This is a genomic window from Dactylosporangium aurantiacum (assembly GCF_000716715.1).
Classification (GTDB): Bacteria; Actinomycetota; Actinomycetes; order Mycobacteriales; family Micromonosporaceae; genus Dactylosporangium; species Dactylosporangium aurantiacum.
The window spans coordinates 21,422-35,943 of sequence record NZ_JNYJ01000033.1 but is presented as its reverse complement, the minus strand read 5'-3'; the positions used below and the strand labels follow the sequence as shown (position 1 = coordinate 35,943).

Annotated in this window: 15 protein-coding genes; 4 read left to right on the top strand and 11 right to left on the bottom strand. The window is 72.7% G+C overall.

The window, feature by feature from the left end; genetic code table 11:
* Window positions 1-107 precede the first annotated feature (107 nt).
* On the top strand, window positions 108-995 hold the full coding sequence (locus OP18_RS31865; RefSeq protein ID WP_211273735.1) for an RNA polymerase sigma-70 factor: 888 nt from the start codon (window positions 108-110) through the stop codon (window positions 993-995).
* Window positions 996-1,003: 8 nt separating this feature from the next.
* Here OP18_RS31865 and OP18_RS31860 read toward each other — a convergent pair whose 3' ends face one another.
* A complete protein-coding gene (locus tag OP18_RS31860) occupies window positions 1,004-2,101 on the bottom strand; it encodes a helix-turn-helix transcriptional regulator (RefSeq protein WP_052387634.1) in 1,098 nt (365 codons plus the stop codon).
* Window positions 2,102-2,219: 118 nt separating this feature from the next.
* On the opposite strand from OP18_RS31860, the gene OP18_RS31855 reads away from it, so the two are divergent.
* Complete coding sequence (locus tag OP18_RS31855) at window positions 2,220-2,885, top strand: hemerythrin domain-containing protein (RefSeq protein WP_033362818.1); 666 nt, start codon at window positions 2,220-2,222, stop codon at window positions 2,883-2,885.
* A 78-nt stretch (window positions 2,886-2,963) separates the two neighbouring features.
* Entirely contained in the window at window positions 2,964-4,163 is a 1,200-nt protein-coding gene (locus OP18_RS31850; protein ID WP_389254097.1) for an ROK family transcriptional regulator, read from the top strand.
* Between the two features lie 81 nt (window positions 4,164-4,244).
* Here OP18_RS31850 and OP18_RS31845 read toward each other — a convergent pair whose 3' ends face one another.
* From OP18_RS31845 to OP18_RS31800, 10 genes are all read right to left on the bottom strand, one after another.
* Window positions 4,245-4,484 carry a hypothetical protein gene (locus tag OP18_RS31845; protein ID WP_033362817.1) on the bottom strand — a complete coding sequence of 80 codons (240 nt, stop codon included), beginning with the start codon at window positions 4,482-4,484 and terminating at the stop codon, window positions 4,245-4,247.
* Window positions 4,485-4,563: 79 nt separating this feature from the next.
* Window positions 4,564-4,896: a cupin domain-containing protein gene (locus OP18_RS31840; protein WP_033362816.1), complete on the bottom strand. Its 333-nt coding sequence runs from the start codon at window positions 4,894-4,896 to the stop codon at window positions 4,564-4,566.
* Window positions 4,897-5,077: 181 nt separating this feature from the next.
* Window positions 5,078-5,398 carry a GYD domain-containing protein gene (locus OP18_RS31835; protein WP_033362815.1) on the bottom strand — a complete coding sequence of 107 codons (321 nt, stop codon included), beginning with the start codon at window positions 5,396-5,398 and terminating at the stop codon, window positions 5,078-5,080.
* Between the two features lie 338 nt (window positions 5,399-5,736).
* Complete coding sequence (locus tag OP18_RS31830) at window positions 5,737-6,402, bottom strand: HAD family hydrolase (protein ID WP_162189866.1); 666 nt, start codon at window positions 6,400-6,402, stop codon at window positions 5,737-5,739.
* 23 nt (window positions 6,403-6,425) lie between these two features.
* Window positions 6,426-7,406, bottom strand: a complete 981-nt coding sequence (locus tag OP18_RS31825) for a GHMP family kinase ATP-binding protein (protein ID WP_156089942.1) — start codon at window positions 7,404-7,406, stop codon at window positions 6,426-6,428.
* Window positions 7,407-7,419: 13 nt separating this feature from the next.
* Window positions 7,420-8,019 (bottom strand): SIS domain-containing protein, encoded by a 600-nt coding sequence (locus OP18_RS31820; RefSeq protein WP_052387630.1) that lies wholly within the window; start codon window positions 8,017-8,019, stop codon window positions 7,420-7,422.
* On the bottom strand, window positions 8,019-9,320 hold the full coding sequence (locus OP18_RS31815; RefSeq protein ID WP_033362813.1) for an HAD-IIIA family hydrolase: 1,302 nt from the start codon (window positions 9,318-9,320) through the stop codon (window positions 8,019-8,021). Before OP18_RS31815 ends, OP18_RS31820 begins: the two co-directional genes overlap by 1 nt.
* The gene (locus OP18_RS31810) at window positions 9,308-11,188 is read right to left on the bottom strand and encodes an N-acetylneuraminate synthase family protein (RefSeq protein ID WP_033362812.1); all 1,881 of its coding nucleotides are present in this window, start codon (window positions 11,186-11,188) and stop codon (window positions 9,308-9,310) included. The genes OP18_RS31815 and OP18_RS31810 overlap by 13 nt, the downstream gene beginning before the upstream one ends.
* 16 nt (window positions 11,189-11,204) lie before the next feature.
* On the bottom strand, window positions 11,205-12,188 hold the full coding sequence (locus tag OP18_RS31805; RefSeq protein ID WP_033362811.1) for a GDP-mannose 4,6-dehydratase: 984 nt from the start codon (window positions 12,186-12,188) through the stop codon (window positions 11,205-11,207).
* A gap of 118 nt (window positions 12,189-12,306) precedes the next feature.
* On the bottom strand, window positions 12,307-13,206 hold the full coding sequence (locus OP18_RS31800; RefSeq protein WP_033362810.1) for a GRP family sugar transporter: 900 nt from the start codon (window positions 13,204-13,206) through the stop codon (window positions 12,307-12,309).
* A gap of 328 nt (window positions 13,207-13,534) precedes the next feature.
* On the opposite strand from OP18_RS31800, the gene OP18_RS31795 reads away from it, so the two are divergent.
* A complete protein-coding gene (locus OP18_RS31795; RefSeq protein WP_033362809.1) occupies window positions 13,535-14,506 on the top strand; it encodes a serine hydrolase domain-containing protein in 972 nt (323 codons plus the stop codon).
* Window positions 14,507-14,522: the final 16 nt, after the last annotated feature.

Below are 14,522 nucleotides of genomic sequence, written 5' to 3'. Positions count from 1 at the left end.
CCCCACGGTCCGTGACGCGGGCGCGGCGTGACGGGCGCCACGCTCGGCGGGTGTCACACGGCGCCGCCGGCCGGCATCGGATGGGCGACGCCGGGAAAGGAGCCACGATGACGGAGCCGGACACCGCCACGGAGGCGTTCGTCGCCCACCGCGACCTGCTGTTCACCGTCGCCTACGAGATGCTCGGCTCGGCCGCCGACGCCGAGGACGTGCTGCAGGAGACGTGGCTGCGCTGGTCGGAGGTCGAGCTGGACCAGGTGCGCGACCCGCGGGCGTACCTGGTGCGTGTCACGACCCGGCAGGCGCTGATGCGGCTGCGGACGCTGCGCCGCCGCCGCGAGTCCTACATCGGCTCGTGGCTGCCGGAGCCGCTGCTCACCACGCCCGACGTGGCCGAGGACGTCGAACTCGCCGACAGCGTGTCGATGGCGATGCTGCTGGTCCTGGAGACGCTCACGCCGACCGAACGGGCGGTGTTCGTGCTGCGCGACGTGTTCGCCGTCGACTACGACGAGATCGCCGCCGCGGTCGGCAAGACCCAGGCGGCGGTCCGGCAGATCGCGCACCGGGCCCGCGCGCACGTCGCCGCCCGCCGGCCGCGCGGAGCCGCGTCGGCGGCGCAGACCCGCGCGGCGCTCGCCGCGTTCGAGGCGGCGGTGCGCACCGGCGGGCTGCAGCAGCTCCTCGACGTCCTGGCACCGGACGTGGTGCTCCTCGGCGACGGCGGCGGCAACGTGCAGACCGTCCGGCGGCCGGTCGTCGGCGCCGACCGGGTGGGCCGGCTGCTGCTCGGCGGCATGCGCAAGGTCCCCGGCACGGCGGCGCTCACACCGGCGTTCGTGAACGGTCACCCGGCGCTGCTGCTGTACCTCGACGGCCGGCTGGACTGCGTGATCGCCGTGCGCATCGACGACGGGCGGATCAGCGGCCTGTACGCGGTCCGCAACCCGCGGAAGCTGCCCCGGACCGACCGGACGACACCGGTCCGCCGCTGAGGTCACGCTCAGACGGCGACGTTGTGGTCCAGGTACCAGCCGTACGGCCCGGGCTGCGCGCCCTGCTCGGATCTCGGCCTGTAGTGCTGGTGGTAGAGCGCCGCGACCAGCTCGCTGCGGCTGCGCACACCGACCTTCGAGAACGCCGACTTCAGGTGGTCGCCGACCGTGAAGGGGGAGATGTCCAGCTCGTTGGCGATCTGGCGGGTGCTGCGGCCGAGCGCCGCCAGGCCGGTGACGTCGCGCTCCCGCGGGGTCAGGCCGTGCGCCGCGACGATGGCGTCGCTCAGCACGACCGGGCGGGCGCTCTCGATGATCACCGCGACCAGCCGGTCCTCGACCGTCGTGCCGGACACGGGCGAGCCGTGCAGCACCACGTACTGACCGGCACGGCTCGGCACCGCGGCGCGCGCCATCGGGTTGCCGGCCCGCACGGCCGCCGCCACGGACTGCACGACGGACGGGACACGACCCCGGTCGTCCAGCAGCGACAGCCACCGCTCGGCCGTCTCCGACACCGGGCCGAGGGCGCCGTCGGGGTGGACCAGCAGCATCCCCGGCGGATGCTCGAGGCCGCCGGGCACGTCGAGCGCCGCGCGCAGCAGCGTCAGCCGGAACACGTCCGCCATCGCGGTGCCCGCGTCCGCGACGAGCGCGACGTCCTGCGCCGTGAAGGCGGGCGCGTCGCCGGTGCGGTACAGCGTCAACGTCCCCCAGCACTGCCCGGCGGAGCGCAGCACCGCCCGCAGCTCGTCGGTGACCCCGAGCCCGTGCAGCAGCAGCCGCCAGCGGGCGGCCTGCGCCAGGTCACCCCCGGTGGCCTCGCGCAGCGTCGCCACGGGAACGCGGCGGGTCGCCAGTTCGGCGTAGCCGTTGAGGTCCTCCCCGCAGAACTCGAGGTCGAACAGGAGCCGCTCGCGCTCGCGGGAGCCCGCCTCGTCGATGCCCGACACGTAGCAGCTCGTCCACAGCATGGTGGCCGGATCGACCGTCGAGATCGCCGCGATGTCGTAGCCGACCGCGCCGCGCAGCAGGGTGTCCAGCCCGCGCCGCGCCGCGTCGAGGTCGCCCGCCGCGAGGTGCCTGACGGCTGACCGGAGGTGCATGCCCCCCATTGTCGTCGGCCCACGACCCGGCGCCACCCCCGCGAAGCAGGGATGGTGACGCGCCGCACGCCCGCCGTACGTTGCCCGGGACCGCACCGACGATCGGAGACCACCTCCCGTGAACGCACCGCACACGCCCCGTGTCGACCTTTTCACCGGCATCCACAAGGCGCTGCGCGCCGGCCTGTTCGACCTCACCGCCCGCGCCGGCGCGACCGACTGGAGCGACCCGGCCGAGGTCGCCGAGCTCGGCACCCGCTGGGACGCGATGGCCGAGCTGCTGCACAGCCACACCGAACACGAGGACAAGTACATCTTCCGGCTGCTGGACGGCCACGAGGCCGCCCTCACGCTGCCCGAGGACGACCACCGCGACCTCGACGACCTGCTGCACGACCTGGAGGAGCGCTTCGCCGTGCTGCGCGCCGGCGGCGACCCGGACGCCGGACTCGCCTGGTACCGCGACCTCGCCCGCTACGTCGGCACGACCCTGCACCACCTGCACGAGGAGGAGACCACCGTCATGGCCGCGATCTGGCGGGTCCGGTCGGACGAGGAGCTGAGCGCGTGCCGCGAGCAGTTCCTCGCCGCCACGCCCGCCCCGGTGACCCGGACCAGCATCCGGTGGCTGCTGCCCGCGATCGAACGCCCCGCCCGCCTCGGCTGGCTGGCCGGCCTCGCGGGCGCCCCGGCGCCGGTGCGCGAGATGGTCGCCGACACGGCCCGGCAGGTCCTCGCCCCCGCCGACGCCGCCCAGGCCCGCGCGGCCCTCGGCCTGGCCTGAACGCACCAGGCCGCCGGGCCCGGCGGTGCGCGCGACGACCCCGACGGCGGTAAGGTGCGTCGGCGGGAGGTCGGCTTGGTGCTGCGTGATCCGTCGAACAACCTCGGCGCCCTGCTGCGCCACCTGCACCTGGACGGCCCGGTCTCGCGGGCGGTGCTGGCCGAGCGGATGGGGCTGAACCGCAGCACGATCCTGGCCGCGACCGCCGAGCTGAGCGCCGCCGGCCTGGTCAGCGAAGAGGCCCCGGGGGACACCGGCCGGCGCGGCCGCCCGTCGCTCGTGGTGCGGCCCGAGCCCGGCCGGGCCCACGTGCTGGCCTTCGACGTCGCCGTCGACCGGGTGGTCGCCGCCCGCGTCGACCTGGGCGGCACGATCGTCGAGCGGCACGAGGCCGTGCGCCCCCGGGCCGGCGCCGACCTGGACCGGGTCGTGGAGGCGCTGACCCGCTTCGGCCGCCAGCTGCACCGCTCGGCCCCGGCCGGCTCGACCTGCGTCGGCCTCGGCGCCTCGTACTGCGGCATGATCCGGCCGGGCGACGGCATGGTCCGCTTCGGTCCGGAGCTGGGCTGGGTCGACCAGGCCTTCGGCGCCGAGCTCGGCCGCCGCCTCGGCCTCGGCCGGCCGGTGATCGTCGGCAACGAGGCCCACCTCGGGGCGCAGGCCGAGCAGCGCCGCGGCGCCGGCCGGGGCCTGCGGAACCTGGTCTACCTGCACGGCGACGTCGGGGTCGGCGGCGGCATCATCGTCGGCGGCACGCTGCTGGACGGGGACGGCGGCTACGGCTGCGAGGTCGGGCACATGGTCATCAACCCGTACGACGGGCGGCCCTGCGGCTGCGGCTCACGCGGGTGCTTCGAGGCCGAGGTCGGCGAGCGGGCGCTGCTGGACACCGCGGGCCGGCCGGCGGACGAGTTCGGCCGGGACGCGATCAGGGCGGTCGTCGACGACGCCGTGCGAGGCGACCCGCGGGCGAGCGACGCGGTCCGCCGGGTCGGCGACTGGCTCGGCATCGGCGTGGCGAACCTCATCAACCTGTTCAACCCGGCCATGGTCATCTTCGGTGGGATGCTGCGGGACCTGTACCCGGCCGCGGCGGCCACGGTCCAGCGCCGCATCGCCACGAACGTCCTGCCGGTGGCCCGCGAACGGATCCGCCTGCGCATCTGCGACCTCGGCGACGACGCCACCCTCATCGGCGCGGCCGAGCTCGGCTTCGAGGAGCTCCTGAGCGATCCGCTGGCCACCCTCGCCCGCACCGGGGACCGCTCGCTGGGCTAGACCTGTGGCCCGGGCTCGTGGCCCGCGGTGGGTGCCCGGGCTCGCCGCCCGCGTGGCAGCGCGGCGAGCCGGGGCGGGCGGTCAGCCGGCGAGGGGGTGCCCGCCGTCGCCGTCGACCTTGACGTCCATGACGCCGTCCTCGTCGAGGTCCACCATCGTGACGTTCACGGCGCCGTCACCGTCGCTGTCGAGCTGGAACAGGTCGGCCTTGCCGTTGCCGTCGGTGTCGATCGCCAGCACGTCGGCGACCCCGTCCTGGTTCGTGTCGACGGCCAGCAGCTCGTCACGCTGATCGCCCCGGGTCTCCACCGATTCGCTCATATCCGTCGCCTCTCCTACCGGTCGCTGAAGGACCGCATCGTAGCCCTCCGAGGTGACCGGCGACGGCGACGCCGCGGGCTCACGGCGATTTGGCGACCGTCAACAGCACGACCGCGTCGTCCAGCGCGTGCAGGGCGTGCCGGGCATCGGGGATGACGAGGAGCTCGCCCGCGTCGGCCTCGACGCTGTCGTCGGCCGTGCTGAGCCGGACACGACCGCGCAGGACGTGGAGGGTGGCCTCGCCGGGGCTCTCGTGCTCGTCGAGGCCCTGCCCGCGGGCCAGGGCGAGCAGCACCTGGCGCAGGGTGTGCTCGTGGCCGCCGTACACGGTCTGGGCGCTGCGCCCGCTGGAGGCGCCCCGCGCCGTGGCGAGGTGCTGGTCGGCCAGCGACGACAGCGGCAGCGCGCGCATGGCGGGTCCTTCCGGTCGCGGGACCTCCCGCAGCGGTTGGGACCGCGGACCCGCCTCGGACTGTGACATGGCACCTCTTCCGGTCTTTCTCGCCGTTGCCCGTGCCGGGACGGTGCGCTCCGGCATGACCCCCCGCGCCGCCGCACCGCGGCCGCGCAGGGGGCTGGTCGTGCTCGAGATTCTAGGCGCCGGGTGCGCGGAAGCCGACCTTCTGCCGGGTCGCCTGATCGATCTCGTCCGGCGTGAGCAGCGCGATGACCTCGGTCTCGACCGCGCCGGAGGCGGTGACGGCGAGGCGGATCGCGGCGGCCGTCATGTTGTCGGGCAGGTCCGCGATGACGTACGTGTCAGCGCTGCCGAAGCCGAAGTACAGCGACTCCAGCCGGCCGCCGAGACGGGCGATCAGGTGCTCGGTCTCCGTGGCGCGGCCGCTGCCCCCTTCGTCGAGGAGCCCTCGGACGCCTTCGGTCGTGTAGGTGCTTCGGAGCATGTACTTCGCCACGCTGGTCACCTTCTTCCAGGTTCGCTGCCGCTGTCGGCAGCACACTTCCCCGCTCAGGCGCCGCAAACCTGCCGGGCGCGGATTCCCGGCCGGCGCTGGGGCCGAGACGCCACATGGTGGGCGGCGTGACGGGACGCCGCTGGACGGGTCCCAGATCCAGCTGTTGAGCGTCGCGTACCGCCGTCCGTCGCCGCCCTACAGGCGTCCTGGATGCCGACCTCCGCCCGGCTGCCGGCCGGCGTACCGGCCCGGTCGCGGTCGCCCCTTGCGGAGGAGCACTGTTCAGCCGCGTCGCGGCCGCACCGACGACGTTCCGGGGGGTACGGGCCCGGCGGTCGTCAGGTGCGCAGCCAGGCCAGGACGGTTGCCGGGTTCAGGGCGGGCATGCCGCCGTCGATGAGCAGATGTGCGCGGTGGAAGGGCTCCGGCAACGGTGGGTCGGGCAGGTAGGGGATGGCCACGCAGCGCATGCCGGCGGCGAGGGCGGCGCGTACGCCGGCTTCGGAGTCTTCGAAGACGACGCAGGAGGCGGGGGGCACCGCGAGGCGGCGGGCGGCCTCGAGGAAGAGGTCGGGGGCCGGTTTGCCGTGGGGGACCTGCTCGGCGGAGACGACCGCGTCGAATGCGTCGTGCAGGTCGAGCGTGGTGAGGATGACGTCGATGACCTCGGGGGAGGAGCCCGACGCGAGCGCGGTGGGCAGGCCGTCGGCGCGCAGGGCCAGCAGGATCTCGCGGGTGCCGGGGTAGCCGGTGACGTGGCGGCGGGTCAGTGACAGGTAGGTGGTGTTCTTGCGGGCGACCAGCGCGTCGACCGGATCGTCGATCCCGTGCCGGGCGGCCACGTCGATGAGCATGTCCCGGGTGCCCCAGCCGATGTAGGGACGTTTCATGTCTTCGGTGAAGTCGATGCCGTACCCGGCGAGCAGCTCCCGCTCGGCGGCGAGATAGTTCGGTTCACTGTCGACGAGGACGCCGTCGAGGTCGAAGATCGCGGCTGAGAGCACCCGGTCCATGGTACCGACGGCGGTCAGGGCAGGCTGGCCACGACACGTGAGCCGGTCGGGACGAAACTGACGGGCATGCGGCGCAGCTCCGGCAGGGCGGCGGCCACGCGGGGGTGGGCGCCGGGTGGGGCGAGGAACAGGAAATAGCCGCCGCCGCCCGCGCCGAGCAGTTTGCCGCCGTAAGCGCCGGCTCGCAAGGCACGGTCGTACCAGTCGTCGAGCTGGTCGTCGTTGATGCGGGCGGAGAGCTGCTTCTTGCGCTGCCAGCCGTCGTGCAGCAGGGCACCGACGCCGGCGATGTCGCCGCCGAGGAGGCGGTCGCGGCCCGGGTCGACGATCTGCTTGATGGCGTGCAGGTGATGTGCGGTGTGCGGGATGCGGGCCTTCTGGTCGCACAGCACGTCGTTGGTGCGCCGGGTGCGGCCGGTGGCGAAGACCAGCGCGTGCCGGGCCAGGTCGGCCAGGCCGGTGCCGGGCAGCGGCACCGCGCTGACCGACACCCGCTCGTCGGGATGGAACGCGTACTCGTTGCAGCCGCCGACCGCGACGGCGTACTGGTCCTGCTTGCCGATCGGGGCGCCGAGCAGCTCGATCTCGACCCGGCAGGCGAGCTCGGCGAGGACCGACGGCGAGGCGTCCCGCCCGCTCGCGGTGAGCAGGGCGTGCAGCAGCCCGACGGTGAACGCGCTGGAGGAGCCCAGGCCGCTGCCGCCGGGCGGCACGTCGGACATGCTGGCGATGTCGCAGCCGCCGGTGATCCCGGTGACCTGCAGCGCCGCCCGCACGATCGGGTCGCTGACCTGCTCGGCGCCGTCGGCGAGGGTGCCGGTCCAGCTCAGGCCGACCGCGCCGTCCCAGCGGGCGCGGACCGTCACGTAGACGAACTTGTCGATGGTCAGGCTGAGCACCTTCCCGCCGTGCCGCCGGTAGTAGTCCGGCAGGTCGGTGCCGCCCCCGAAGAGGCTGACCCGCAACGGTGTACGGGTCAGCGTCAACGTCCGCACGATCGAACCCCCTTCACGCCCGAACCGGTGCCGAGAGGTGCTCCTTGAACAGCGCCATCATCACGTGGTTGACCACCAGGTGGATGTCCTCGACCTTCTGCATGTCGTACACCGGCACGTGGATGCAGTGATCCGCCAGCTTCTTGAGCTGCCCGCCGTCGAAGCCGACCAGCCCGATCGTCTCGATGTCGCGGTCGCTGGCGTACCGGACGGCCTCGACCACGTTCGGCGACTCGCCGCTGCCGGAGATCGCCAGCACCAGGTCGCCGTCGACGAGGTAGTTCTTCAACTGCAGGGCGAAGACCTGCTCGTAGCTGATGTCGTTGGCGACCGCCATCACGGTGGCGACGTTGTCGTTGAGGCAGTAGAACCGGAAGCCCTGCTCGAGGTGCTCGCTGACGCCCTTGTTGAAGTCGTTGACGAAGTGCGAGGCGGTCGAGGCGCTGCCGCCGTTGCCGAACACGTACACCGAGCCACGCCGCTCATAGGTCGCCAGCAGCCGCCGCATCACGTGCGTGATCTCCTCGACGTCCACGGTGTCGATGACGTCCTTGAGTTCGGTGAGGTAGTCGTTGACGCCGGGAGCGAAGTCCAGCGTTTGCGAGTCGGTCATCACTCGGCCCCTTTCAGGATCATTGCCACCGCGTCGGAGACGGTGGATGCGCGCAGGTCCGGTTCGGCGCCGGGGCAGCGGCCGTCGCGGCCGCCCTCGCCGGTGTCCAGCAGGACCGTGCGCATCCCCGCGGCCCGTCCGGCCTGCACGTCACAGGAACCGTCGCCGACAAGGTAGGAACTGGACAGGTCGATGTGGTGCCGGGCCGCGGCCCGGTCGATGAGCGCGGTCCCGGGTTTGCGGCAGGCGCAGGCCACCTTGAGCTCGGTGACCTCGCCCGGGTACCCGCGGTCCGGGTGGTGCGGACAGGCGTAGATGGCATCGACGTACGCGTTGCGCTCGCCGAGCAGGGTCTCCAGCTTCGCGTGGATGGCCGCCAGCTCCACCGCAGTGCACAGTCCTCGCGCGACGACCGGCTGGTTGGTCACGACGACGGCGAGCCAACCCGCGTGGTTGACGGCCGCGACGGCCTCCGCGGCCCCGCCGGCCAGACGCAGCTCGTCGATGTCGTGCAGCAGCCCGGCGTACTCGTTGAGGGTGCCGTCCCGGTCGAAGAACACCGCCCGCTGCGGCCGCGCCCGGTGCCGGGCCGCGATGAGCCCCGCCTCGGCCGCGGCGCTCACCTGAGCGTGCCGTTCGGGTGTACCCATGTCCTTGAGGTACTCGGCCGTGAGGTACGCGTACACCGTCCGGTGCGGGATCGCCGGCCTGACCACGTCGCGTTCCAGGTCCGCGGCTCGGCCCGGGACCAGCCCGGCGAGGGCCCGCGGCTCCAGGACGAACACCCCGGCGTTGACCCGGTTGGCGTACCAGCCGGCCCGCGGCTCCCGCTTCGGCAGCAGCCCCGTGACCCGGTCCTGGCTGTCCAGGACGAGCACGTCGCTGTCGTACGGGTGGTCGTTCGGATGCGCGACGAGGGTCACCGCGCCACCGTGGCCGGCGTGGAAGTCCAGCAGCGCGGTGAAGTCCATGTCGAGCATGACGTCGCCGTACATCACGACGGTGGGACCGCCGAGGTCGTCGCGCAGCGAGCCCAGCGCACCCGCGGTGCCCAGCGGCCGGTCCTCCAGGTGGTAGTCGATCCGCATGCCGTGCCGTTCGCCGCGGCCGAAGTGCTCGACGATGTGACCGGCGAGGTGGCCGACGACGAGCGTGACGTCGTGGATCCCGCTGGCCCGCAGCGATGCCAGCTGATGCTCCAGCACCGGCCGGCCGGCGACGGGGACGAGGGGTTTCGGGATGTCGCCGAAGCGCGCCGCGAGCCGGGTGCCGCGGCCGCCGGCCAGGATCACCGCTCGCACGGCGCCGGACCGTACAGGCGGAACTGCGCGTTGAGGTCCCGGTGCGCCTGACAGAAGCGGGCCCCGTGGTCGTGGTGGCCGTTCCAGATCTCCGGTGTCCAGCCGCCGGTGTGCCCGCCGAAGACCTCGCAGACGGCGCGCCAGTCGATGTCGCCGGTGCCGACCCGGATGCCTTCGCCGTCGATGCCGGTGGCGTCGGAGAAGTGGATGTGCCCGACGACGGGCCGCACGACCTCCATGTACTCCCGCAGCGACAGGCCGGCGTGGTTGCAGTACAGCTGCGCGTGGCACAGGTCCAGCGTCATCCGGTAGCCGTGCTCCTCGACGAACGCCCGCATCGCGTGCGGGTCGAGGAAGCTGTTGCTCACACCCTGCCGCGGCGACCAGTCGCCGGCCAGGAACCAGGCGAACGGCGTCATGTTCTCCACCAGCACTTCCAGGCCGTCGGTGTTCATGCGGCGCATCGCGTCGGCGAACAGCTCGTACTGGCGGCTCGGGTCGGCCAGCGGGTCGGGGTGGGTGAGCGCACCGGGGTGGATCACGAACCGGACCAGGTCGCCGCCGCGGGTGAAGCGCGGCCGCAGCGCGCGGGCCTTCGCCATGACGCGGTCGATCACCTCGATGGAGAAGCGGCGCAACGCCTCGTCGTAGGCGCACAGGTCGAGCAGGACGCCGTCGGCGTACTCGGGCACGTGCACCACGACGTCGAGGTCGTACTCGTCGAAGGTGTCCGGCTTGCCGATGTCGCTGGCCGCGTAATGCACCTCGACGTAGTCGAAGTCGCGACCCGCGGTCATCTCGTCGATGTCCTTGAGCCGCACCACGACCCCGCGCTCACCGGGCACGACACCGCGCTCGCCGAGGTCGTCGTCGCGTTGGCCGCCGACGTCGGCGGTGAACAGATAGTCTCCGGCGGTCAGGTCACGGGCGGCGGGCAGGCCGAGCACGTCGAACCACTCCTCGGCGAGCACGCCCTTCGGCGGCAGCTGCAGCGCCAGGTCCTCGGCCGTCAGCGGCTGCCCACTCGGCACGGCGCGGGCCAGCACCAGGCCCTTGGCCAGGACGTCCCGGTTGGCCATCTCGCCGCGGGACTCGTGCTTGCGTTCCTCGCCGCTCGCCGCCTCGAACTCGCGCAGCGTCGCCACCAGCTCAGCGAGCTCGCCGACGGTGATCGAGGCGCGATGCGCGGGCCCGGCACCGTCAAGGAGGTGGACGTGTTTGCCGATGACGGTCGCGCCGTTCGCCACGGCCGCGAGCGGGGCGGTGGGCACCAGGTCGTTGCTGGAGTAGCCGACGTGTGGGTGGTACCGCTGCAACACCTGCAGCGCACGCAGGTTGAGCGTGCTCAGCGGCGCCGGGTAGGCGGTCACCGCGTGCATGAGCACCGCGTCGCGCCCGGACAGCTCCAGCGCCTCGACGAGGCGTTTCACCTGGGGCTCGCCGAGCCCGCCGGTGGACAGGTACGACCGGCGGGCGGCGGCGAGGATCCGCTGCGCGGCCGGCAGGTTGTAGGCGTTGATGGAGTTCACCGCGTAGTCGGTGACCCCCGCCGCCTGGAACACCTCCAGCGACGGCAGGTCCCAGGGCGTGCCGATGAGGTCGAGGCCGAGCTCGCCGCACAGGTCCAGCACCGCCCGGTAGCCGTCGGCGTCGAAGAGCCGCTCCGTGCGGAACGGCAGCTCCAGCGCCAGGGACCAGGCGCGTTCGGCGCCGGGCCGCAGGGCGTCGGGGTGCACGCTCGCGTCGAGCGAGAAGTGGGCGAAGCGCACCGCCTGGGCACCCGCGCGGTGCACGGCGCGTACCAGCTCCGCGCACCGGCCGAGGTCGCCGTCGGTGTTCTTGCCGATCTCCGCGATCACATAGACCATTGCCCTGCTCCTTCCGTCACCGCTCGGCGCGCAGTGCGCGCAGGCTGACCTGCGCGCGCCAGTAGTCGAGGATGTCCTTGAGCGTCTGTTCGAACGGGATCCGCGGCGACCATCCGGTGGCCTCGCGGAACTTCGTGGTGTCGGGGACCTGCCGGGTGACGTCCGAGGCCCGCAGCAGCGCCGGGTCCACCTCGGCCTTGACCGTCACGTCGGTCAGCGAGGCGAGCACGTCGAGCATCTCGCCGACGAGGCAGGTGGTGTCGCCGGCGATGTTGTACACCTCACCCGCCGGGCAGCGCTCGGTGAGCAGCCAGTACGCCTCGACCATGTCGCGGATGTCGAGAAAGGTGCGGGTCGAGTCGAGGTTGCCGACCTTGACGATGCCGTCGGGGCGCAGCCCGGCCTCGATCTCCGCGATCTGCTTGGCGAACGCCGGCGCGACGAAGACCTCCTTGCTGCGCGGACCGGTGTGCGTGAACGACCTGGTGCGCAGGGTGTGCATGCCGTAGGACATGAAGTACTGGTACGCGGTGAGGTCTTCGGCGACCTTGCTCACGCCGTACGGACTCTGCGGGCGGAACGGGGTCGCCTCGGTGATCGGCAGCTCGTCGCTGGGGACCTCGCCGTAGACCTCCGAGGACGTGCAGATGTGGATCACGGGGTCGCCGCCGACCTCGCGCAGCGCCTCGAGCAGGGCGACGGTGCCCAGCGCGTTGGCCCGGATCGTGTCCACCGGGGCGCGGAAGCTCATCGGCACGTAGGACTGCGCGGCGAGGTGGAAGACGCGGTCGGGGCGGACCTCGCGGACCGCCGCGTAGACGGAGTGCGGGTCGCCGAGGTCGAAGTCGATCAGGGTGATGCGGTCCCGCACGGGCAGGATGTCGGTCATCGGGCTGTTCCAGCGCTTGAGCCCGTACACCTCGACGCCGGGCTTGTCGACGAGGTGCTCGGCGAGGTAACTGCCGGCGAAGCCGGTCACCCCGGTGATCATGACACGCATACGCTCCTCCGATCTGCTGCGGAAAGGTTTTGTGCGCACGCCGGTACGCGCGCACGCCGACGTCGTGCGGCTCGCTTTGCCGTGTGATGGTGGTGCCGTGCCTGTGGTGTTCGGCCGCTTATGAGAACGTGCCGAACAGCACCCCGGCGGCCGTGGCGAGGGCGACCCCGCACAAGGTGATCCTGGCGGCGCGGGTGCCGGGCTTCGGCTCGTTATATAAATAGATGCCAACCAGTGCGTTGACGACCAGGCCGAGCTGCGCGACGGTGAATCCGCGGCCGGCGCCGACGTCCTGGACGAGCAGCAGCATGGCGACGTTGCCCACGCCCCACAGCGCGCCGGCGGCGGGCAGCACCGCGTAGGCGCGCCGGTGTGCGGGCCTCAGGCGGTGCGGCCGGCCCGGCGTCAGCAGCAGCGCCACACTGCCCACCACCATGCCGGCGGCCAGGGGGATGTTGGCCACCCACGGCGACACCCCGGAGGCCTGCACGGGCACGAAGTAGCTGCCCCACAGCACGCCCGCGCCGACCGCCGCGGCGAGCCCGCCGGACGCCCACGCCCGGACCTCGCCGTCGTCCTTGGCCATGGTGACCAGCACCAGGCCGCCGATGACGCCCAGCAGCACGACCGCGTTAAGCGCGAGCCGGGCCGGGCCGAGGCGGGAGAACTCGCCGAACAGGGCGGCGCCCCAGACCACCGCGAGCGCGATGTTCAGGCTGGTCCAGACCGCCGCGGCACGGGCGATGCCGAGCCGTCCGGCGGCGCTGAGCGCGCAGACGTTGCCCAGTGCCCAGATCACGCCGCCGAGGAACGGGATCCACCACGCGGCCAGGGTGAAACGGAGGTCGCCGGCGCCCGGCCTGCCGAGCACCGCCGGCGCGATCAGGGCGAAGGCGAGCCCGCCGGCCGTCACGTACACGGTCTTGAGGTGGGCGTCGGCCTCGCCGGCGTACTGGGCCAGCCCGATCCAACTGCCCCATGCCAGGACGGTGACGACCGCGCACAACACCGTGGCCATAACGGCATCCCCCGTGACGAAGTAACGAACGGACCATCGACTGCAGCTTCCATGGAAGGCGATACGATGTAGCCTGTCAAACCCAACACGCGAAAAGTCTGCAAAGTCTGCGTGGTCTCCATCGTATTGACGCAGATGAGTGCCGAGATCACCGGCGTGGATGATCGTCAAATTGATTTCGGATGATCTCGGAATTCGTTCTCCCAACCGCGCACGGCCCCGGGCGGCGGCCACCTGCCGCCGCCGCGTGGGTGCACCTTCCGGGCCGCCACGGTTGCGAAATCCTGTGTACGTTCTGCGCAGCGTGGTTCGTTGACGAAGGAGATCGATGCGGATGCGGGACCGGTTGGCGGCGGCGGTCGGCGCGGGGGAGGTCGACGGGCTGCACGGGGTCGTGGTGACGCGCGGCGGTCGCACGGTGCTGGAGCACTACGGCGAGGGTGAGGACTTCACGTGGGGGCAGTCGCTCGGCGTCGTGCGGTTCGGGCCCGAGACGCTGCACGACCTACGGTCCGTCACGAAAAGCGTGACGGCGCTGTTGTACGGCGCCGCGCTCGCCGACAGGCTGGTGCCCGAGCCGGAAACGCCGCTGCTGGCGCGGTTTCCGCAGTACCCGGACCTGCGGGCGGAGCCGGACCGGGCGCGGCTCACCGTGGAGCACGCGCTGACCATGTCGTTGGGGCTCGAGTGGCGGGAGGAGATCCCGTACGACAGCCCCGCCAACGCCGAGATCGCCATGGAGCTTGCCCCGGACCGGTACCGGTACGTCCTGGAACGGCCCGTCGTCGAGGCGCCCGGCCGACGGTGGAGCTACTGCGGCGGGGCCACGGCGCTGCTCGGCGGGCTCATCGCCGAGGGCACCGGGCGGCCGCTCGACGAATACGCCGACGGTGCGTTGTTCGAGCCGTTGGGCATCCAGCGGCACGAGTGGCTGGCCGGTCAGGACGGGGTGCCGTCCGCCGCGTCGGGGCTGCGGCTGGCGCCGCGGGACCTGGCCAGGATCGGGGAGCTGGTGCTCGCCGAGGGGGAGTGGCGGGGACGGGCCGTGGTCCCGGCGGGCTGGATCCGCACGATGGTGCAGCCGCGGCTGAGGACGGACTGGGGCGCCGGCTACGGCTACCACTGGTACCTGGAGACCGTCGCCGGGCGGCGGGTCGTGATGGCCGCGGGCAACGGCGGGCAGCGGCTCGCCGTCGTGCCGGACCAGGACCTGGTGGTGGCGGTCGTGGCCGGCAACTACGACACCCCGGACCAGTGGCGCACCCCGCTCACGGTGCTGGAGCGGGTCGTCCTGGCCTGAGCTGTCGTCCGGCCGG

Bases quoted from the DNA above. Each gene is read 5' to 3' on its own strand.
- OP18_RS31865 (WP_211273735.1), top strand. From the start codon at position 108: ATGACGGAGCCGGACACCGCCACGGAGGCGTTCGTCGCCCACCGCGAC.
- OP18_RS31860 (WP_052387634.1), bottom strand. From the start codon at position 2,101: ATGCACCTCCGGTCAGCCGTCAGGCACCTCGCGGCGGGCGACCTCGAC.
- OP18_RS31845 (WP_033362817.1), bottom strand. From the start codon at position 4,484: ATGAGCGAATCGGTGGAGACCCGGGGCGATCAGCGTGACGAGCTGCTG.
- OP18_RS31840 (WP_033362816.1), bottom strand. From the start codon at position 4,896: ATGCGCGCGCTGCCGCTGTCGTCGCTGGCCGACCAGCACCTCGCCACG.
- OP18_RS31820 (WP_052387630.1), bottom strand. From the start codon at position 8,019: ATGACCGACTCGCAAACGCTGGACTTCGCTCCCGGCGTCAACGACTAC.
- OP18_RS31810 (WP_033362812.1), bottom strand. From the start codon at position 11,188: ATGGTCTATGTGATCGCGGAGATCGGCAAGAACACCGACGGCGACCTC.
- OP18_RS31805 (WP_033362811.1), bottom strand. From the start codon at position 12,188: ATGCGTGTCATGATCACCGGGGTGACCGGCTTCGCCGGCAGTTACCTC.
- OP18_RS31800 (WP_033362810.1), bottom strand. From the start codon at position 13,206: ATGGCCACGGTGTTGTGCGCGGTCGTCACCGTCCTGGCATGGGGCAGT.
- OP18_RS31795 (WP_033362809.1), top strand. From the start codon at position 13,535: ATGCGGATGCGGGACCGGTTGGCGGCGGCGGTCGGCGCGGGGGAGGTC.